The 20,625-nt window shown below is 55.8% G+C and carries 18 protein-coding genes; 9 read left to right on the forward strand and 9 right to left on the reverse strand.

Annotated features, from left to right (window positions below):
* The 8 genes from CLM71_RS04900 to CLM71_RS04935 form a co-directional block, all read right to left on the reverse strand.
* Window positions 1–1,365 (reverse strand): MFS transporter, encoded by a 1,365-nt coding sequence (locus CLM71_RS04900; protein WP_105230009.1) that lies wholly within the window; start codon window positions 1,363–1,365, stop codon window positions 1–3.
* A 216-nt stretch (window positions 1,366–1,581) separates the two neighbouring features.
* Window positions 1,582–2,472 (reverse strand): heme o synthase, encoded by an 891-nt coding sequence (gene cyoE / locus CLM71_RS04905; RefSeq protein ID WP_015671183.1) that lies wholly within the window; start codon window positions 2,470–2,472, stop codon window positions 1,582–1,584.
* A gap of 17 nt (window positions 2,473–2,489) precedes the next feature.
* Window positions 2,490–2,828, reverse strand: coding sequence for a cytochrome o ubiquinol oxidase subunit IV (locus CLM71_RS04910; RefSeq protein ID WP_105230010.1), 339 nt, complete (start codon window positions 2,826–2,828; stop codon window positions 2,490–2,492).
* Window positions 2,828–3,442, reverse strand: a complete 615-nt coding sequence (locus CLM71_RS04915; RefSeq protein ID WP_004954628.1) for a cytochrome o ubiquinol oxidase subunit III — start codon at window positions 3,440–3,442, stop codon at window positions 2,828–2,830. Before CLM71_RS04915 ends, CLM71_RS04910 begins: the two co-directional genes overlap by 1 nt.
* A complete protein-coding gene (gene cyoB, locus CLM71_RS04920; RefSeq protein ID WP_105230011.1) occupies window positions 3,432–5,423 on the reverse strand; it encodes a cytochrome o ubiquinol oxidase subunit I in 1,992 nt (663 codons plus the stop codon). Before cyoB ends, CLM71_RS04915 begins: the two co-directional genes overlap by 11 nt.
* 4 nt (window positions 5,424–5,427) lie before the next feature.
* Window positions 5,428–6,381 carry a cytochrome o ubiquinol oxidase subunit II gene (cyoA, locus tag CLM71_RS04925; protein ID WP_105230012.1) on the reverse strand — a complete coding sequence of 318 codons (954 nt, stop codon included), beginning with the start codon at window positions 6,379–6,381 and terminating at the stop codon, window positions 5,428–5,430.
* A 442-nt stretch (window positions 6,382–6,823) separates the two neighbouring features.
* Complete coding sequence (gene ampG / locus CLM71_RS04930; RefSeq protein WP_105230013.1) at window positions 6,824–8,302, reverse strand: muropeptide MFS transporter AmpG; 1,479 nt, start codon at window positions 8,300–8,302, stop codon at window positions 6,824–6,826.
* Between the two features lie 50 nt (window positions 8,303–8,352).
* Window positions 8,353–8,931 (reverse strand): lipoprotein, encoded by a 579-nt coding sequence (locus CLM71_RS04935; protein WP_105230014.1) that lies wholly within the window; start codon window positions 8,929–8,931, stop codon window positions 8,353–8,355.
* A gap of 303 nt (window positions 8,932–9,234) precedes the next feature.
* Between CLM71_RS04935 and bolA the strand changes: the two genes are divergently transcribed.
* From bolA to CLM71_RS04980, 9 genes are all read left to right on the forward strand, one after another.
* Window positions 9,235–9,561 (forward strand): transcriptional regulator BolA, encoded by a 327-nt coding sequence (bolA, locus tag CLM71_RS04940; protein WP_105230015.1) that lies wholly within the window; start codon window positions 9,235–9,237, stop codon window positions 9,559–9,561.
* A gap of 359 nt (window positions 9,562–9,920) precedes the next feature.
* Entirely contained in the window at window positions 9,921–11,225 is a 1,305-nt protein-coding gene (gene tig, locus CLM71_RS04945) for a trigger factor (RefSeq protein ID WP_105230016.1), read from the forward strand.
* 390 nt (window positions 11,226–11,615) lie between these two features.
* The gene (clpP, locus tag CLM71_RS04950) at window positions 11,616–12,239 is read left to right on the forward strand and encodes an ATP-dependent Clp endopeptidase proteolytic subunit ClpP (RefSeq protein ID WP_105230017.1); all 624 of its coding nucleotides are present in this window, start codon (window positions 11,616–11,618) and stop codon (window positions 12,237–12,239) included.
* 161 nt (window positions 12,240–12,400) lie between these two features.
* The gene (gene clpX / locus CLM71_RS04955; protein ID WP_105230018.1) at window positions 12,401–13,672 is read left to right on the forward strand and encodes an ATP-dependent protease ATP-binding subunit ClpX; all 1,272 of its coding nucleotides are present in this window, start codon (window positions 12,401–12,403) and stop codon (window positions 13,670–13,672) included.
* Between the two features lie 194 nt (window positions 13,673–13,866).
* Window positions 13,867–16,221 (forward strand): endopeptidase La, encoded by a 2,355-nt coding sequence (gene lon / locus CLM71_RS04960; protein ID WP_105230019.1) that lies wholly within the window; start codon window positions 13,867–13,869, stop codon window positions 16,219–16,221.
* Between the two features lie 219 nt (window positions 16,222–16,440).
* Window positions 16,441–16,713, forward strand: a complete 273-nt coding sequence (hupB, locus tag CLM71_RS04965; protein ID WP_004954599.1) for a nucleoid-associated protein HU-beta — start codon at window positions 16,441–16,443, stop codon at window positions 16,711–16,713.
* Window positions 16,714–16,891: 178 nt separating this feature from the next.
* Window positions 16,892–18,775, forward strand: a complete 1,884-nt coding sequence (gene ppiD, locus CLM71_RS04970; RefSeq protein WP_105230020.1) for a peptidylprolyl isomerase — start codon at window positions 16,892–16,894, stop codon at window positions 18,773–18,775.
* Between the two features lie 139 nt (window positions 18,776–18,914).
* Window positions 18,915–19,295 carry a helix-hairpin-helix domain-containing protein gene (locus CLM71_RS04975; protein WP_105230021.1) on the forward strand — a complete coding sequence of 127 codons (381 nt, stop codon included), beginning with the start codon at window positions 18,915–18,917 and terminating at the stop codon, window positions 19,293–19,295.
* 157 nt (window positions 19,296–19,452) lie between these two features.
* Window positions 19,453–19,845 (forward strand): thioesterase family protein, encoded by a 393-nt coding sequence (locus CLM71_RS04980; RefSeq protein ID WP_105230022.1) that lies wholly within the window; start codon window positions 19,453–19,455, stop codon window positions 19,843–19,845.
* Between the two features lie 41 nt (window positions 19,846–19,886).
* Here CLM71_RS04980 and queC read toward each other — a convergent pair whose 3' ends face one another.
* The gene (queC, locus tag CLM71_RS04985) at window positions 19,887–20,582 is read right to left on the reverse strand and encodes a 7-cyano-7-deazaguanine synthase QueC (protein ID WP_105230023.1); all 696 of its coding nucleotides are present in this window, start codon (window positions 20,580–20,582) and stop codon (window positions 19,887–19,889) included.
* Window positions 20,583–20,625 lie beyond the last annotated feature (43 nt).

The following is a 20,625-nucleotide window of genomic DNA, read 5'->3' on the forward strand; positions in this document are numbered from 1 at the left end:
TTATAGCGTATTGACCAGCGTTTCCAACTGTCCGCGGTTGGTCTGTTTGGTGTCGACCTTCACATAGGCGCTGCGCTCTTCCGGCACGACGATGGCTTCCGCCACGCCGGGTTGAGCCTGCAGCCGGCTGGCCAGCGACGTGTCTTTTACCGCCAGTTCCGAGAGTGTGATACGCAGGCTGCTGACGTACGGCGGTTCCTGCATGGTGCTGCTGATGATAAACCATACGGCGGCAATCACCGCGCCGGCGATAAACACCAGCCCGGCGCCGTGCAGGCCGTAGAGCCAGCCGCCGAGGCTGCCGCCGATGGCAACGCCGATAAACTGGCTGGTGGAGTATACGCCCATCGCCGTACCCTTGTAGCCGGCCGGCGACTCTTTACTGATCAGCGAAGGCAGAATCGCCTCCATCACGTTAAACGCCATAAAGAACAGCTGTACGCCGGCGATAATGCCCCACAGATGTTGGCCGGAAATCAACAGTACCAGTTCGGCGGCGAACAGCACCGCCACGCAGCCCATAAATACCTGCTTCATGCGGCGCTTCTTCTCGGCATAGATAATAAACGGCACTACCGACACGAACGACACCAGCATGGTCACCAGGTACACCACCCAGTGTTTACTGGCCGCCAGCCCGGCCTTCTCCATTGCCAGCGGCAGGGCGACGAAGCTCGACATCAGCAGAATGTGCAGGCACATGATGCCGATATTGAGCTTCAGCAGGCGCGGGTTGCTCAGCACTTTGCTGAAGCTGCCGCGCACCATGCTGGACTCGCGGTTCAGCACGTGGCGGTCGGCCGAAGGCACCACCAGTAAGGTAATGACGATACCGCACAGCGCCAGCGCGGCGATCATCCAGAACAGCGCATGCAGTCCCAGCGCATGGGTAATCACCGGCCCCAATACCATGGCGATGGCGAAGGTAATACCGAAGCTGATGCCGATAAACGCCATGGCTTTAGTGCGGTTCTGCTCGCGGGTCAGATCGGACAGCAGCGCCATCACCGCAGCGGCGATAGCGCCGGAGCCTTGCAGCGCGCGGCCGAGGATAATGCCCCAGATCGAGTCGCTGGCCGCAGCGATAACGCTGCCGAGGGCGAACACCAGCAGCCCGCCGACGATCAGCGGCTTACGGCCGATGCGGTCGGAGATAAGCCCGAAGGGAATTTGAAAAATCGCCTGCGCCAGGCCGTAAATGCCGATGGCGATGCCGATCAGTGTTTCGCTGGCGCCGTTCAGCGCCATACCGTAGGTGGTCAGCACCGGCAGCACCATAAACATGCCGAGCATGCGCAGTGAGAATACCGTGCCCAGACCCCAGGTCGCCCGGCGTTCCACCGGGGTCATCGTATTATCGTTCATGCAAACTTCGAACCTCAGTAAAAACTATCCCATCAGGTTCTGGCCGTCAGAGCCTGATGGGATAACTTTTGGGAGCGCGTTTATTTTAGTGTGAAGGGCAGGGGAGGGTAAACGTAATGTTATTTAGCAGATATTACAGTATTTCCCGGATGCCGGTAGGGCTGAGAACGTAAAAATAAAATGGGCCGCGTTAGCGGCCCATTGACGAAGAGCGAGTTACCAGACGTAAGTTAACAACGTTTCCGGCGACGCCGAGGCGCTAAAATCGATCGACATCATTACGCTGAGTGAGGTGATGGCAACAATCGAGAACACAAACAGTTTGCGCGCCCAGATGCTGTCATTCTCGGTTTTATAACCGCGTAACGCCATGCCCAACCACCACACGCTGACCGCTGCCGCGACGACCAGGTACTTGTACCCGGCGTAGCCGCTCAGGGTCAGCATCAGGGTGGCGATCATAAACGCCAGAATGTAGACCGTAATGTGGTTCTTGGCGACGGAAATGCCTTTGACTACCGGCAGCACAGGAATATTGGCTGCCTGATAATCTTTGAAGCGGAAGATGGCAATCGCATAGGAGTGCGGCATCTGCCACAGGCTGAAGATAGCCAGCAGGATCAACGCGCCCATATCGAACTCGTTGGTCACCGCGCAGTAGCCGATAACCGGCGGCGCAGCGCCTGACAGGCTGCCAATCAGCGTGCCATAGACAGAATGGCGCTTCATATACAGGCTATAAACGCCGACATAAACCACGAAGCCCATCACCGCCAGCCACATGGCCAGCGGGTTGGCTGCGGTATACAGCAAGGCGAAGCCAGCAATACCCAGCGCGGTAGCATAAACCAGGGTGACATTCGGCGCGATCAGGCCTTTTACCAGCACCCGGTTCTTCGTTCTCTCCATTTTCTTGTCGATGTCACGGTCAATGTAGTTGTTAAACACACAGCCCGAGGCGACAACCAACGAGACACCCACCAGGGTGGCGAGAAACAGGGGATAGTCGATGCTTCCTTTGGAAGCCAACAGGAATCCCCCAACGACAGAAATTAAATTACCGAAAATAATTCCTGGTTTAGTTACTTGCAGGTATTGCTTCATCATTACTTACGGCTCGGCTCTTAATCGACCATCATATTGAGGTTGAGGTTGTACATAATCCACAGTGAACCCACAACAACGATACCGATGATCATAGCGGTGAACAGTAATGCCACCAGGTTCCAGCGCTCTTCCGATGAAGTGTTCATGTGCAGGAAGTAAATCAGGTGAACAATCACCTGAATAACCGCCATGCCGACCACAACCGCCAGGATGGTGGAATGAGAGGCAGTGCCGTTCATCACCATCATAAATGGAATTACCGTCAGGATGACCGACAGGATGAAGCCGATCAGGTATGACTTGACGCTGCCGTGGCTTGCGCCGCCGTGAGAGGTCTCATGGGATGAATGGCTCATTACATAACCCCCAGCAGATAAACAACGGTAAATACGCAAATCCATACCACATCCAGGAAGTGCCAGAACAGGCTCAGGCACATCAGACGGGTTTTGTTGGTTGACGTCAGGCCATGCTTGCTCACCTGAATCATCATGATGATGATCCAGACCAGACCGGCAGACACGTGCAGACCGTGAGTACCGACCAGCGCGAAGAAGCTGGACAGGAACGCACTGTGATCCGGGCCGAAGCCTTCGGCGATCAGGTGATGGAATTCATAGATTTCCATCGCCACGAAGCCGAGGCCGAACAGGAAGGTCAGGAACAGCCAGGTGTTGACGCTGCCGACTTTGCCTTTGTTCATGCCGATCATCGCCATCCCGTAGGTGATGGAGCTGAACAGCAGCAGGAACGTCTCAACCAGAACAAACTTCAGATCGAAGATGTCTTTGCCAGAGGGACCGCCAGCGGTCCCGTTCACCAGTACTGCATAAGTCGCGAACAAGCTCGCAAACAAAATACAGTCGCTCATCAGGTAGATCCAAAATCCGAAGACTTTGGTCTCTCCTGCGTCGTGGTGCCCATGCTCTGCATGGGCTGCGTTGTGGTTAGTCAGAGTATCAGTTGACATGTTTCACGCCTGCTTTGCTGATTTGTTCATAGTGTTGGTTCTCAATGCGCTCGATTTCGTCAACCTGCACATAGTAGTCAACATCTTGGTCGAAGCTCTTGGCGATCCAGACTACGATCATGCCGATGAAGCCGGCCAGAGCCATCCACCAGATTTCCCAGATCATGGCGAAACCGAAGATCAGGCTGAAGAAGCCGATGATAACGCCGGCGCCGGTGTTCTTAGGCATATGAATCGGTTCGTACTTAGCCGGTTTCTTATACGCTTCACCTTTTTCTTTCATGTCCCAGAATGCATCACGGTCGTGAATTTCCGGCATGGTGGCGAAGTTATAGAACGGCGGAGGAGAAGAAGTTGCCCACTCCAGAGTACGGCCGCCCCACGGGTCACCGGTCAGGTCGCGGTTCTGATCGCGGTCACGAATACTGACGAAGATCTGAATCAGCTGACACAGGATACCGCAGGCAATCAGCGCAGCACCGCCCGCAGCAACCATCAGCAGCGGATGGAACTCAGGGTTGATGTTCTGGCTGATACGACGAGTCATACCCATAAAGCCCAGCGCGTACAGCGGCATGAAGGCCACGAAGAAACCGATGATCCAGAACCAGAACGCGCGTTTGCCCCAGGTTTCGTTCAGCGTGAAGCCGAAGGATTTCGGGAACCAGTAAGTCAGGCCGGCGAAGCAACCGAACACCACGCCGCCGATGATGACGTTGTGGAAGTGCGCAATCAGGAACAGGCTGTTGTGCAGCACGAAGTTCGCGCCCGGCACCGCCAGCAGAACGCCGGTCATACCACCGATGGAGAAGGTGATGATGAAGCCGATGGTCCACAGCATGGCAGAGTTGAACTGGATACGACCCTGGTACATGGTGAACAGCCAGTTGAAGATTTTCACCCCGGTCGGGATGGAAATAATCATAGTGGCGATACCGAAGAAGGCGTTGACGTTCGCGCCGGACCCCATGGTAAAGAAGTGGTGCAGCCATACGATGAACGACAGAACGGTAATCGCGATGGTTGCCCATACCAGAGAGGTATAGCCGAACAGACGTTTCTTCGAGAAGGTCGCGGTAACTTCGGAGAACACACCGAACACCGGCAGAACCAGGATGTACACTTCTGGGTGACCCCAGGCCCAAATCAGGTTGATGTACATCATCATGTTGCCGCCCATATCATTGGTGAAGAAATGGGTGCCCAGATAGCGATCCAGGGTCAGCAGCGCGATGGTGACGGTCAGAATTGGGAAAGAAACGATAATCAGGACGTTAGTACACAGTGCCGCCCAGGTGAATACCGGCATTTTCATCAGAGGCATGCCAGGGGCGCGCATCTTCAGAATGGTCGCGAAGAAGTTAACACCGGTCAACAGGGTACCCAGACCGGAAATCTGCAGACTCCAGATCCAGTAATCGACCCCGACGCCAGGACTGTACTCCTTGCCGGACAGCGGCGGATACGCCAGCCAACCGGTCTGCGCGAACTCACCAACCCCCAGAGAGATGTTGATCAGTACGACGCCCACCACGAAGAACCAGAAGCTCAGGGAGTTCAGGAACGGGAAGGCAACGTCGCGCGCACCGATTTGCAGCGGTACAACCACGTTCATCAGACCAACCACGAAAGGCATCGCCATGAAGAAGATCATGATTACGCCGTGGGCGGTAAAGATTTGGTCATAGTGGTGCGGCGGCAGGAAGCCGGCCTCGCCGGCAGACGCAAGCGCCTGCTGGCTACGCATCATGATGGCGTCGGCAAAGCCGCGCAGCAGCATGACCATCGCCACGATGATGTACATAATACCAATTTTTTTATGGTCGACGGAGGTCAGCCATTCGCTCCACAACCATTTCCACTTGCCCAAATATGTTATCAGCGCCAGCAGTGCCAGGCCGCCAACAACAATTGCAGCAACGGTGACCATGATGATCGGTTCGTGGTAAGGAACCGCATCAAGCGTTAATTTTCCCAACATCAGATTATTCCTCGGCTCCGGCGTGAGCATGTTCACCCATGTCCATACCCTGGCTCATGTCCATGCCTTCGTGCGCGTTTGCTTCAGCGCCTTTGTGCATGTGCATGTCGCCCATGAATTTGCCAATTGTTTCTTTGAACAAATTAGGTTTGACACTGGAGAAGTACTCAACCGGGTTGTTTTCACTCGGCTCTGCCAGTTTGTTAAAGTCGTCGGTGGTATTGAGGTTCTTGGAAGAAGCTTTCACCTTGTTAACCCACTGATCGAAGTCGCCTTCGGTTGGGGTGACAATAGCGTTGAACTTCATACCGGAGAACCCGCGACCGCTGAAGCTGCTGGAAATACCTGCGTATTGCCCCGCTTCGTTGCCGATCAGATGCAGTTTGGTCTGCATGCCGGCCATCGCATAAATCTGTCCACCTAACTGAGGAATAAAGAACGAGTTCATTACCGAGTTAGAGGTGATCTTGAATTCGACTGGAACATCTTTCGGGAAGGCCAATTCATTCACCGTCGCAATACCCTGCTCTGGGTAGATAAACAGCCATTTCCAGTCCAGCGACACCACTTCAATGGTCATTGGCTTCTTGTCGGTGACAATCGGCTTGAATGGATCCAGTTCGTGCGTCGTTTTCCAGGTAATGGTGCCAAGGATGGCGATGATGATGATTGGAATGGTCCAGACGACCGCTTCAATCTTGTTGGAGTGTGACCAGTTAGGACTGTACTTGGCATCCTTGTTGGAAGCGCGATACTTCCAGGCAAAACCGAACGCCATGATGATAACTGGAATCACCACGATCAGCATTAATGCGATAGCGGTGATTATCAGTGTCCGTTGTTCAACACCTATTGCTCCTTTGGGATTCATCAATACCATATCGCACCCACTGAGCATTACAGTGGATGCGAATAATGACAACATCCCAATACTTTTATTGTATTTCTTAAGTCTCATCTAACGACCTCAATTACAAAGGCTCATTGTCGTTTCATGTGTGCGGGCATTTTACGGGAAGGTTGCAGTACTGTAAACATGCTTAGGCTTGTGTCAGCGCCTCGTTGACACTTTCTGTTAACGTTGTCACAGATGTAACGCTGCGTGACAATTTCCCAATGGCAACAATGCGTTGGCATGCTGAATCGTGCCGGGGTAATGCTATCTTATGGAAAAACAAAGGTATGATGATTTAGTGCTCAGAGGGGGTTTTTTTAAATGGGGCGCAAAAGTATATTTAATGTAAAATATTTGTTTGTTACAGGTGAATTTAATTTTATTTATAATCTTTTTCCTAAGGTGAAAAAAATAATTCAGATGGCAATTATATTTTCACACAGAAATAAAATTATTTAACCAATGCATTCCGCAGACCGGCGCCAGCGCCCCGGCCTGCGGGGGCTTACGCCAGGCGCGTGCGGCGCAGAGCCAGGTAGTCCAGCAGGCTGCCCGCCACGATGCCGGCCAGGCTCAGCGCCGCACCGGCCTGCAGCGCAGCGTCGGCCAGTTGCGGCAATGTGCTCCAGTCCAGCGCGTTGCTGATAAGCAGCAGCAGCCACAGCGCCAGCAGGCTGCAGCCTACGCCCAGCAGACGCAGCGCCCAGCGGTAGGCCCGCTGGAATTCGGTGCGCGGCATAAAGTCGTCGGTGTTCTGCGTGTACTCCAGCGTCCGGCGGCAGACGGCCAGCAGGAGCAGGCCGGGAATCGCCGCGGCGATAGAGAACAGATAAAACAGCGGCCAGCCGTGCGCTTCGACGAACCAACCGGCGATCGGCCCGACGTAGACCCGGCCCACGGCGGAGAGCGCCGACAGCAGGGCGAACTGAGTCGCCGAGAAGGATTTGTTGCACAGCGTCATCAGCAGCGCGACAAAGGCGGCGGTGCCCATGCCGCCGCACAGGTTCTCCAGGAAGATGGCGCTGCCCATGCTGATGATGTTTTTGTCGGTCACCGCCAGGATCCAGTAGCCGAGGTTCGACACCGCCTGCAGCATGCCGAACAGCATCAGCGCGCGGAACAGGGTGAGACGCTGCATCAGCACACCGCCAAACAGCGCGCCGACGATGGTGGCGAACAGCCCGAGCGTTTTGTTGACCAGCCCGACCTCGCCGGCGTCAAAGCCGACGCCGCGAATCAGGAAGGTGGTGCTCAGGCTGCCGGCAAAGGCGTCGCCCATTTTGTACATCACGATCAGCAGCAGGATCAGCCAGGCGTTGTTACGGGCGAAGAAGTCGCGCAGCGGGGCGATGACCGCCTGCTCCATGGTGCGCGGCGCGGGAACGCTGTCGTCGGGTTCCGGCGCCAGCAGCGTTGCGGCAATACCGAGCAGCATCAGCCCGGCCATCAGCCAGTAGGTGGCCTGCCAGCCGAAGTAGCGATCCGCCAGCCACAGGGCCAGTCCGCCGGACACCAGCATCGCCAGACGATAGCCCAGCACGGAAATCGCCGCGCCGGCGCCGCGTTCTTCCGCCGTCAGCAGATCGGTTTTGTAGGCGTCGAACACGATATCCTGCGAGGCGGAGCAGAACGCCACCAGCACCGCCAGCGCGGCCAGCCACCACAGATGTTGCGCCGGGTTCATAAAGCCCATCGCCACGATCGCCGCCACCAGCAGCAGCTGGCTGATCAGCAGCCAGCCGCGACGCCGGCCGAGGAACGGCGGCGTGTAGCGGTCCATAAACGGCGACCAGAGGAATTTGAAGACGTAAGCCTGGCCGACCAGTGAAAAGATACCGATGGTTTTCAGATCGATATTCTCGACGGTCATCCAGGCTTGCAGCGTGCCGGAGGTCAGCGCCAGCGGCAGGCCGGAGGCGAACCCCAGCAGCAGCAGGATCAGCGAGTTACGCTGGGTGAAAATCGCAAAGTACTGTTTAGACATGAGTTCCCTGTCTGTGTCGCCCGGCATGCCGGGCGACACAAGGCGTCAGATTAACGCGCGTTCTGCTTGATAAAGTCGTTGACGCTGGTGTCCTGTGCCATATCAGCGATCACGTCGCCGAGCACGGTATTGACCGCGTTGGTGATTTTATCGTTGGTTGCGTTAAAGGCGCCCTGAACGTTATAGGTCGAACGATAGTTCTTCACCTGCTTGTTGCCGTTTTTCGCCACGGCGATAATCGAGATATCGGCCTTGGTGGTGATGCTGTAGCGCAGGTTGCCTTCGGTGACGTCGGCATACAGATTGTTCATCACGATCTGCAGGTCAACCGGTGCATTCGGGCCGATCATATAGCCGCGCGCGCCCATTTGCTTCTCCAGCACTTCTTGCAGCAGGAAACGCAGATCGCGCGATGGCGTCAGGGTGACCAGACGGCTGTCGCGGTTAACTTTGGCCAGTGCCTGATCCTTACGCTGATCGGCGCCGTTGATGCTGATGGTCACGCCCTGCAACGTCGGATCCTGAGTTGGCAGCACGATCTTCGGCGTGACGTTAAGGGTATTGCCGCTGCTGGCGCAGCCGGCCAGCAGCAGCGCGCCTAATAAAGGAAGACAAAGTTTTTTTAACATGTTAGCGCTCTCGTTTTCGTCTGAGTCGGAATGGTATTGCCAACAATCATCTGGCCGACATGATAGCATCGCCGTCGGCCGGGGGAAGTGTTCCAACGTTGCTGGATGGCAATTTTTTTACTGTGAGTGATAAAAACATGCTTTTTTGTTGCTCTCAATAAGATAAACCCCAAGAGCCAGGATATTGCGGTGGTTTTTTCGCCACAGAACTGAGAAATTTACACGCTGCGTATTCTCCCGGGGGAAAAGCGGCTAATATTGAAATAGATGGCATGTCCTCTGCCGGTGTTGTAAGGAGATCCTATGATTCGCGAGCAAATAGAAGCAAAGTTAAGGGCGGCGTTTGAGCCCGCGTATCTGGAAGTGGTTGATGAAAGTTATCGTCACAACGTTCCGGCGGGTTCAGAAAGCCACTTTAAGGTGGTATTGGTCAGTGACCGCTTCGTCGGCGAACGCTTTCTGACGCGCCACCGTTCGATCTACGGCGTGTTGGCGGATGAGCTGGCTAACGGCGTGCACGCGCTGGCGCTACACACCTATACCCTGAAAGAGTGGGAAGGGCTGCAGGATACCGTACTCGCTTCGCCGCCTTGTCGCGGCGCGACGCCGGAACCCTGGCCGGACGTATAAAAGCTGACGCGGCAGTGGAACTTTAGCCGCGATTTAGGGTATTACTACAGACGAATTTTGAAACGGCCTGCGGGCCGTTTCTGTTTTTGACGACGACGCGATTTATTGCCTGCAGCGCGGTCAAAGCGGTCGGCAGGCGCGTTTTTTTGCCAAAAATCAGCAAAAGTGTGAATTTTAACGCGTTACAGCCGCCCGGCTTTCCTCGACTCGCCTCGCATGCGCCGCTATAATGTCGCGTCTTATTTTTCCGGAATGGTTTCGGGACGCTCTCGGCATCAGGGAACTCGGTTCTGTAATGCAGCCGTCCTGGTTCTTGGAACGGAGTCGACCGAGCACTGTGATTTTTTTGAGGTAACAAGATGCAAGTTTCAGTAGAAACCACTCAAGGCCTTGGGCGCCGTCTTTCTATCACCGTACCTGCTGATGTTATCGCGCAGGCGGTGAAAAAAGAGCTGATCAACGCAGCGAAAAGCGTGCGTATCGACGGTTTCCGCAAGGGCAAAGTGCCGATGAACATCGTTGAGCAGCGTTATGGCGCCTCTGTTCGTCAAGACGTGCTGGGCGATCTGATGCAGCGCAACTTCGTTGACGCGATCATCAAAGAAAAAATTAACCCGGCTGGCGCGCCAAACTACGTGCCGGGCGAGTACAAGGAAGGCGAAGATTTCAGCTATACCGTTGAATTCGAAGTGTATCCGGAAGTTGAGCTGAAAGGCCTGGAAAACATCGAAGTTGAAAAACCAGTGGTTGAAGTCAACGACGCTGATGTTGACACCATGCTCGACACCCTGCGTAAGCAGCAGGCGACCTGGAAAGACACCGATCGCGCCGTTGAAGCTGAAGACCGCGTGACCGTTGATTTCTCTGGTTCTATCGACGGTGAAGAGTTTGAAGGCGGCAAAGCGGCAGACTTCGTTCTGGCGATGGGCCAGGGCCGCATGATCCCGGGCTTCGAAGAAGGTCTGGTGGGTCACAAGGCCGGTGAAGAGTTCACCATCGACGTTAACTTCCCGGAAGACTACCACGCTGAGAACCTGAAGGGTAAAGCCGCCAAGTTCGCCATCGTGCTGAAGAAAGTGGAAGAGCGCGAGCTGCCTGAGCTGACCGAAGAATTCATCCAGCGTTTCGGCGTGGCGGATGGTTCTGTTGACGGTCTGCGCGCGGAAGTGCGTAAAAACATGGAGCGCGAGCTGAAAGGCGCCGTGCGTAACCGCGTCAAGACTCAGGTTATCGACGGCCTGGTCAACGCTAACGACATCGACGTGCCTGCTGCACTGATCGACGGCGAAATCGACGTGCTGCGCCGTCAGGCTGCACAGCGTTTCGGCGGCAACGAGCAGCAAGCGCTGGAACTGCCGCGTGAACTGTTCGAAGAACAGGCTAAGCGTCGCGTTGTCGTCGGCCTGCTGCTGGGCGAAGTGATCAGCACCAACGAGCTGAAAGCTGACGAAGACCGCGTGAAAGCGCTGATCGATGAGATGGCTTCCGCTTACGAAGATCCAAGCGAAGTTATCGAGTTCTACAGCAAAAACAAAGAGCTGATGAACAACATGCGTAACGTGGCTCTGGAAGAGCAAGCGGTGGAAACCCTGCTGTCTAACGCGAAAGTGACTGAAAAAGCGACCACTTTCAGCGAGCTGATGAACCAGACTCAACAGGCGTAATGTCTGAGCCGGGCGATGGCGACATACCCGGCTGTTATCTGAAAAAGCCCGTAACTTTGGTTACGGGCTTTTCTTTTTGCCACGTTGCTGATTAATCTCAGGTTAAGCGCAATAATATGCACTATATTTATCCTGTTGCCTGCGGTATTTGCAGGCATGATGGTGATGTGGCGTTGCCGCAGAGATCGGCAGGGAAAATGGCGCACCGGGCTTGAAATTCCCGCCGTTGCCCCCCAACTGAAATATTCAGAGGGTTGTTTGCCGAGCGTGGGATGATAACGACCGTCAGGTCATGTGGCGCGGTTGGATGGTTGAGCATGGTCAGCGTGGCTGTTCTCAAGTAGAATCAGCAAACAATGGCGCCAAGGCAATTTCTATTAGGAGACGGTAATGTCATACAGTGGCGAACGAGATCAATTTGCACCTAACATGGCACTGGTGCCGATGGTGGTGGAGCAGACTTCACGCGGGGAGCGTTCTTACGACATCTATTCCCGCCTGCTGAAAGAGCGCATTATTTTCCTGACCGGCCAGGTTGAAGACCATATGGCCAACCTGATCGTGGCGCAGATGTTGTTCCTGGAAGCGGAAAGCCCGGAAAAAGACATTTTCCTGTACATCAACTCACCGGGCGGCGTGATCACTGCCGGCATGTCAATCTATGACACCATGCAGTTTATCAAGCCGGATGTCAGCACGATCTGTATGGGACAGGCCTGCTCGATGGGATCGTTCCTGCTGACTGCGGGCACCAAAGGCAAGCGTTTCTGCCTGCCGAACTCCCGGGTGATGATTCACCAGCCGCTGGGTGGTTTCCAGGGGCAGGCGACGGATATTGAAATCCACGCGCGTGAAATTCTGAACGTGAAGTCGCGGATGAATGAACTGATGGCCAAGCATACCGGCCAATCACTGGAGCAGATCGAGCGTGATACCGAGCGCGATCGCTTTATGACCGCGGAAGAATCGGTAGAATACGGTCTGGTCGACGGCATTCTGACGCACCGCAGCTAAGGCTACGCGGTAGGCGAGCGTTAAGTGCGAGCCGATAGACTATAGTAATCAGTGCGGATGATTCCGCTCTGAACAGCATTATCGGCGTTCCCCGGTATTTGTTTGGGCGCACTGCCGCCATGATTTTCCTGCGGGACAAAGACAAAAGAAGAGGTTTACTGATGACAGATAAGCGCAAAGACGGTTCAGGAAAGCTGCTGTACTGCTCTTTCTGCGGCAAAAGCCAGCATGAAGTGCGTAAGCTGATTGCCGGTCCGTCAGTGTATATCTGCGATGAATGTGTTGACCTGTGTAACGACATTATTCGCGAAGAGATTAAAGAAGTTGCCCCGCATCGTGAGCGCAGTGCGCTGCCGACGCCGCACGAGATCCGCAACCACCTGGATGATTATGTTATCGGCCAGGAACAGGCGAAGAAAGTGCTGGCGGTTGCGGTGTATAACCACTACAAGCGTCTGCGCAACGGCGATACCAGCAACGGTATCGAGCTGGGCAAGAGCAACATCCTGCTGATCGGCCCGACCGGCAGCGGCAAAACGCTGCTGGCGGAAACGCTGGCGCGCTTCCTGGATGTGCCGTTCACCATGGCCGACGCCACCACGCTGACCGAAGCCGGTTACGTGGGCGAGGACGTGGAGAATATTATCCAGAAGCTGTTGCAGAAATGTGACTACGACGTGCAAAAAGCGCAGCGCGGCATCGTCTATATCGATGAAATCGATAAAATTTCCCGCAAGTCTGACAACCCGTCGATTACCCGCGACGTGTCGGGCGAGGGCGTGCAGCAGGCGTTGCTGAAGCTGATCGAAGGCACCGTCGCCGCGGTGCCGCCTCAGGGCGGCCGCAAGCATCCGCAGCAGGAGTTCCTGCAGGTTGATACCTCCAAGATCCTGTTTATCTGCGGCGGCGCATTCGCCGGCCTGGACAAGGTGATTGGCCAGCGCGTCAACACCAGCTCCGGTATTGGCTTCGGCGCGACGGTGAAGGGCGAGTCTGAAAAGGCAACCGAAGGCGAACTGCTGCTGCAGGCGGAGCCGGAAGACCTGATCAAGTTCGGTCTGATCCCTGAGTTCATCGGCCGTCTGCCGGTGGTGGCAACGCTGAGCGAGCTGAGCGAAGAAGCGCTGATTCAGATCCTGAAAGAGCCGAAAAACGCCCTGACCAAGCAGTATCAGGCGTTGTTCAATCTGGAAGGCGTCGAGCTGGAGTTCCGCGATGAAGCGCTGAATACCATCGCCAAGAAGGCCATGGCGCGTAAAACCGGCGCCCGCGGCCTGCGTTCTATCGTAGAAGGCGCGCTGCTGGATACCATGTACGATCTGCCGTCGCTGGAAAGCGTCGACAAGGTGGTGATTGACGAGTCGGTGATTGACGGCCAGTCCAAACCGCTGCTGATTTACGGCAAGCCGGAAGCGCAGGCATCCGGCGAATAATTCGCCAGCCAAACCATCAGGTTAATCGTAAAATGGGGGATTTTATCCCCCATTTTTTTTTCCTGCATTCTTACCGTTGAATGTCAGAGATTTATCCCCATATACTCAATAAATGGTTTTATGAAACGTTGATTGCCTGCGTCTCATGAGATTCCCCCTCAATCCTGGCGGAAATTAAACTAAGAGAGAGCTCTATGAACCCTGAGCGTTCCGAACGCATTGAAATCCCTGTCCTGCCGTTGCGCGACGTGGTGGTTTATCCGCACATGGTGATCCCGTTATTTGTTGGCCGGGAAAAATCGATTCGGTGCCTCGAAGCCGCAATGGATCACGATAAAAAGATCATGCTGGTGGCACAGAAAGAGGCCTCAACGGATGAACCTGACATTAACGACCTGTTTTCCGTCGGCACCGTAGCGTCCATTCTGCAGATGCTGAAACTGCCGGACGGTACGGTAAAAGTGCTGGTGGAGGGCCTGCAGCGCGCGCGCATCACCACGCTGTCCGACAGCGGCGAACACTTTGCCGCACAGGCGGAATACCTCGACTCGCCGGCCATCGATGAGCGCGAGCAGGAAGTGCTGGTACGCACCGCGATCAATCAGTTTGAAGGCTATATCAAACTGAATAAAAAAATCCCGCCGGAGGTGCTGACATCGCTGAACAGCATCGACGACGCGGCGCGCCTGGCGGACACCATCGCTGCGCATATGCCGTTGAAACTTGCCGATAAACAATCGGTGCTGGAAATGTCTGACGTTTCCGAACGCCTTGAATATCTGATGGCGATGATGGAGTCGGAAATCGACCTGCTGCAGGTGGAAAAACGCATCCGTAATCGCGTCAAGAAACAGATGGAAAAGAGCCAGCGCGAGTACTACCTGAATGAGCAGATGAAGGCCATTCAGAAAGAGCTGGGCGAAATGGACGACGCGCCGGACGAATATGAAGCGCTGAAGCGCAAGATCGACGCGTCGAAAATGCCGAAAGAGGCTCGCGAGAAAACCGAAGCGGAACTGCAGAAGCTGAAAATGATGTCGCCGATGTCGGCCGAAGCCACCGTGGTACGCGGCTACATCGACTGGATGCTGCAGGTGCCGTGGAGCTCACGCAGCAAGGTGAAAAAAGACCTGGTCAAGGCGCAGGAAGTGCTCGATACCGATCACTACGGCCTGGAGCGGGTGAAAGACCGCATCCTTGAGTATCTTGCGGTGCAAAGTCGCGTCAGCAAAATCAAAGGGCCGATCCTGTGTCTGGTTGGGCCGCCGGGGGTGGGTAAAACCTCTCTGGGGCAGTCGATTGCCAAGGCGACCGGCCGTCAGTATGTGCGTATGGCGCTGGGCGGCGTGCGCGATGAAGCGGAAATCCGCGGGCATCGCCGCACCTATATCGGCTCCATGCCGGGCAAGCTGATCCAGAAAATGGCCAAGGTCGGGGTGAAGAACCCGCTGTTCCTGCTGGATGAGATCGACAAGATGTCGTCCGACATGCGCGGCGATCCGGCTTCGGCGCTGCTGGAAGTGTTGGACCCGGAACAGAACGTAGCGTTTAACGATCACTATCTGGAAGTGGATTACGATCTGTCCGACGTGATGTTCGTCGCCACCTCTAACTCGATGAATATTCCGGCGCCGCTGCTGGACCGTATGGAAGTGATCCGTCTGTCCGGTTATACCGAAGACGAAAAGCTCAACATCGCCAAGCAACACCTGCTGCCGAAGCAGATCGAGCGCAACGCACTGAAAAAGAACGAGCTGACGGTGGACGACAGCGCCATTATCGGCATCATCCGTTACTACACCCGTGAAGCCGGGGTGCGTAGCCTGGAGCGTGAAATCTCCAAGCTGTGCCGTAAGGCGGTCAAAACCCTGTTGATGGACAAGAAGCTCAAGCATATCGAAATCAACGGTGACAACCTGAAAGACTACCTCGGCGTACAGCGTGTGGATTACGGCCGTGCGGATACCGAAAACCGCGTGGGCCAGGTAACCGGTCTGGCGTGGACGGAGGTGGGCGGCGATCTGCTGACCATTGAAACCGCCTGCGTGCCGGGCAAAGGCAAACTGACCTACACCGGTTCTCTGGGCGAGGTGATGCAGGAATCGATTCAGGCTGCGCTGACCGTGGTGCGCGCCCGCGCCGAGAAGCTGGGCATCAACGCCGATTTCTATGAAAAACGCGATATCCACGTGCACGTGCCGGAAGGTGCGACGCCGAAGGATGGCCCAAGCGCCGGTACCGCCATGTGCACCGCGCTGGTCTCCTGCCTGACCGGCAACCCGGTGCGCGCTGATGTGGCGATGACCGGCGAGATCACGCTGCGCGGCCAGGTGTTGCCGATTGGCGGTCTGAAAGAAAAACTGCTGGCGGCGCATCGCGGCGGCATTAAAACGGTATTGATCCCTTACGAAAACAAACGTGATTTGGAAGAGATCCCGGATAACGTCATCGCCGATCTGGAAATCCATCCGGTGCAGAAAATCGATGAAGTATTGGAGATTGCCCTGCAGAATCCGGCCTTCGGCGCCCAGCCGGTAGCGGCGAAATAGTGACGTATCGCAAAATACATTGATAAAACTTATGCTGGCAGGTCAATTCGGACTTGCCAGCGTTTTTTTGTCCCGCTAAGTTAGATCACTGTCGATTGGCGTTAGCCGCGCTACCGCTGGCGGCTTGCCAAGTTTCGACGGGATTGATATAACAGCTGCGCTGTCGCATACCGTAGGGATTTTTCGGTGCGACGAGAGAATTCTAGAGGGGATGATAGAGTGAATAAGTCACAACTGATCGACAAAATTGCCGCAGGTGCTGATATTTCCAAAGCGGCAGCTGGACGTGCTTTAGATGCGATTATCGCATCCGTTACCGACTCCTTGAAGGAAGGGGACGACGTTGCTCTGGTTGGTTTCGGTTCTTTTACCGTGCGTGAGCGTTCAGCCCGCACCGGCCGCAACCCGCAGACAGGTAAAGAGATCAAAATTGCTGCTGCCAAAGTGCCGGCCTTCCGCGCAGGTAAAGCGCTGAAAGACGCGGTAAACTGATTGCAGCGTCTGGCCGGTTGCCGTCATCGGGGGTTGTGTTAAAACAATCACCTGACGCAACGAAGCTGGTAAGGTAAGATACAAGGCGCATCGCACCGATGCGCTTTTTTTATTTTTGTCGCAGGGAAGCCTGCCACAAGGGTTGTCAATCCACATCACAGCGGAGTGTTGTCACACTATGATGGACAGTTTACGCGCGGCTGCTAACCACGTCGTGCTCAAAATTATCCTGGCCCTGATCATTCTGTCATTTGTTTTGACCGGGGTAGGTAACTACCTGATCGGCGGTTCCGGCGATTATGCAGCGAAAGTCAACGGCGAGGTGATCGAACGCGCCAGGTTGGAACAGGCTTTCCAGAGCGAACGTAGCCGCATGCAGCAGCAGCTGGGCGATCAGTTCTCGGCGCTGGCCGGCAACGAAGGCTACATGCAGCAGCTGCGTCGTCAGACGCTGTCTCAGCTGATCGATGAAACGCTGCTGGACCAGTATGCGAAAAAGCTGGGTCTCAGCATCAGCGACGACCAGGTCAAGGACGCTATCCGCAAAGCGCCTTACTTCCAGACCAACGGTCAGTTTGATAATGCCAAGTATCTCGATTTGATTACCCGTATGGGCTACAGCGCGGACAACTATGCGCAGTCCATGCGTCAGCAGCTGGTGAACCAGCAGCTTATTCAGGCGTTCGGTCATTCCGGCTTTGTGCTGCCGGCCGAGTCTGACGCAATGGCGGCGCTGATGCTGCAAGAGCGTGACATCCGCCTGGCGACCATCGATCTCAAAGCGCTGCAGGCCAAGCAGAGCGTGAGCGATGATGAGCTTAAAGCCTATTACGACCAGAACAAAAACAGCTTTATCGCTCCTGAACAGGTGCAGGTGAGCTATATCCCGATGGACGCGGCGGCGATGCAAAGCAAGGTCACGGTCAGCGATGCGGATATCAGCGGCTATTACGAGCAGCATAAAAGCAGCTTCGGCCAGCCGGAACGCAAGAATTACAGCGTTATCCAGCTGAAGACCGAGGCGGAAGCCAAAGCGGTGCTGGATGAGCTGAACAAAGGCGCAGACTTCGCCAAGCTGGCGGAAGAGAAGTCCACCGATATCATCTCCAAGCGCAACGGCGGCGAGCTGGGCTGGCTGGAGCCGGATACCACCGCAGACGAACTGAAGCAGGCCAATCTGACCGAAAAAGGCCAGATTTCCGGCGTGGTGAAGTCATCCGTGGGCTACCTGATTGTGCGTCTGAACGATATCGAAGCGGAAAAGCTGAAGCCGCTGAGCGAAGTGCGTGATGCAATTGCCGCCAAGGTGAAGCAGGAAAAAGCGCTGGATGCCTACTTTGCGCTGCAGCAGAAAGTAAGTGAAGCGGCGACCAACGATAACGAATCGCTGGCCTCGGCAGAAGAAGCGGCGGGCGTTAAAGCGGCGCAAACCGGCTGGTTTACCCGCGATAACATCCCGGCAGAGCTGAACTTCAAACCTGTCGTGCAGGCGGTCTTCGACGGTTCGCTGATTGGTGAGAACGGCACGCCGGGCAGCAACTCGGATGTGATCACCGTTGAGGGCGACCGCGCCTTCGTGGTGCGCGTCACCGGCCATAAAGCGGAAGGCGTTGAGCCGTTTGACAAGGTGAAAGAGCGCGTTGCCGAGCTGGTGAAGCGCAACAAGGCGCAGCAGGCGGCCAAACTGCAGGGCGAGAAACTGCTGACCGAGCTGAAACAGGGCAAAGGTGACGAGGCGTTGAAAGCGGCCGGCCTGAGCTTTGGCGCGGAGCAGAAGATGACCCGTTCCGGGCAGGGTGCGCAGCTGGAAGAGAGCGTCTTTGCGCTGCCGCATCCGCAGCAGGGCAAGCCGGTGTACGGCATGTCGCAGGACCGCCAGGACAACGTGGTGCTGATCGCGCTGGATACGGTCAAGCCTGGTTCGCTGTCGGCGGAAGAAATGAAGGCCTTCGGCGATAAAATGCAGGAAGGTTCGGTTGGCGTAACCTTCGATTCCCTGCTGGCGAATCTGCGTAAGGACGCCAAGATCAAAATGGGCGCAGCGGAGCAACAGCCGCAATAAGCCCCGCATTTCTTTGCAAACTGATGTAACTGACAAAGGCCGCTTTCGCGGCCTTTTCCATATCTGCGGTTTACCGTTTGCCGCCGTTTGGGGTTTGCCGCAAGGTGGGCGGGCTGTACAACACAAGGAGGATACAGCTATGTCATTAACCTTAAATCTGGCGCTTGCACGCCATCAAACCCTCGCCGGCGCGCTGCTGAGTGCCGTGCTGTGCGTTATCCCATCACTAACGGCGGCCGCAGCGGAAAAGCCGGGGGTGGTTCAGACCTCGGCGGCGGCGCGCACCCAGCCGCAGGCTGCGGGCAATACGGCTGCCGGGCAGGAGGCGACGGTCAGTATCAATCAGGCCAGCGCGGAGCAGCTTGCCGATACGCTGAACGGCGTTGGCCTGAAGAAGGCTGAGGCGATCGTCCGCTATCGTGAGCAAAACGGGCCGTTTACCGATATTGAACAGCTGCAGGAGGTGCCGGGCATCGGTCTGGCGCTGTTGGAGAGAAACCGGGAGCGCTTGAGAATGTGATCCCGATCGCGGCCGCAGGGCAAAAAAGCTCGGCGGCCGTTTTCCTCTGCTACATTTTACAGGTCGTACCAGTTGGTGCGGCCTATAATAATAGCGGCAGGGGTCGATAAGGCGCCCGTCCCGTTTGGCGATTACCAGGCTGGAGCACATTCTCACTATGCAAACCTATATCAACGTTCGCGGTTTTCACATTGATGTTTATCAGCACGTTAATAATGCCCGATATCTGGAGTTTCTGGAGGAGGCGCGCTGGAACTGGCTGGATCACCGTGAAGAGTTCCGCTGGATGGTGGCCAACAATATCGCGTTCATCGTGGTGAATATCAATATTAATTACCGTACGCCGGCGGTATTGGGCGATAAGCTGTGCGTAGAGGGCCGGCTGGAGCAGTTGAACGGCAAGAGCGGCGTATTGAGCCAGACAATTACCCGGGATGCCGATGGCGCCCAGGTGGCGGACGCGCTGGTGACGTTTGTCTGCGTGGATTTGACCACTCAGCGTGCATTGCCGATAGAAGGTGAGCTACGGGAAAAACTGCAGACGCTGTAAACGCGAAAGAGGGCGGCAGAGGCGCCGCCCGTCGCTATTGCTCAGACCAGGCCGGTTTTACGCTTCAGTTCGGCCATCACCGCCGTACGGTTATCCTGATACTGCTGCAGGCCGTTACCGCGCAGGTGACAGGCGGCGCATTCGCCGCAGCCGTCGCCCTTGATGCCGTTATAGCAGGTCAGCGTGTGCTGACGCACCAGGTCCAGCTGCTGATAATAGTCGGCCAGCGCCCAGGTTTCAGCCTTGTTCAGCCACATCAGCGGCGTTTCAAAACGGATATCGCGGGCGATGCCAAGCACTACCGCCTGATTCAGCGCTTTGACAAACTCGTCGCGGCAGTCCGGGTAGCCGGAAAAATCGGTTTCACACACGCCGGTGATTACCGCTTCGGCCTCGACCTGATAGGCGTAGATCGCCGCCAGCGTCAGGAACAGGATATTACGCCCCGGCACAAAGGTGCTGGGCAGCCCGTCCTGCTCGGCGCTAAACGTCGGCACCGGGATATCGTCGCGCGTCAGGCTGCTGATGGCCAGTTCGTTCAGCAGGCCGACATCCAGCACTTTATGCGCCTTGGCGCCCAGTGACTGCGACAGCTCACGGGCGATATCGATTTCCGCGCGGTGACGCTGGCCGTAATCGAACGTGACGCAGTGAACTTCATCATACTGCTGTAAGGCTTGAATTAAGCAGGTCGTGGAGTCTTGCCCGCCACTAAAAACAACGACTGCGCGTTTCATAGAATAAACCTTCCATTGCCATAGCCCGCCCGATACGCACTCG

The organism is Serratia sp. MYb239 (assembly GCF_002966855.1).
Taxonomy (GTDB): domain Bacteria; phylum Pseudomonadota; class Gammaproteobacteria; order Enterobacterales; family Enterobacteriaceae; genus Serratia_B; species Serratia_B rhizosphaerae.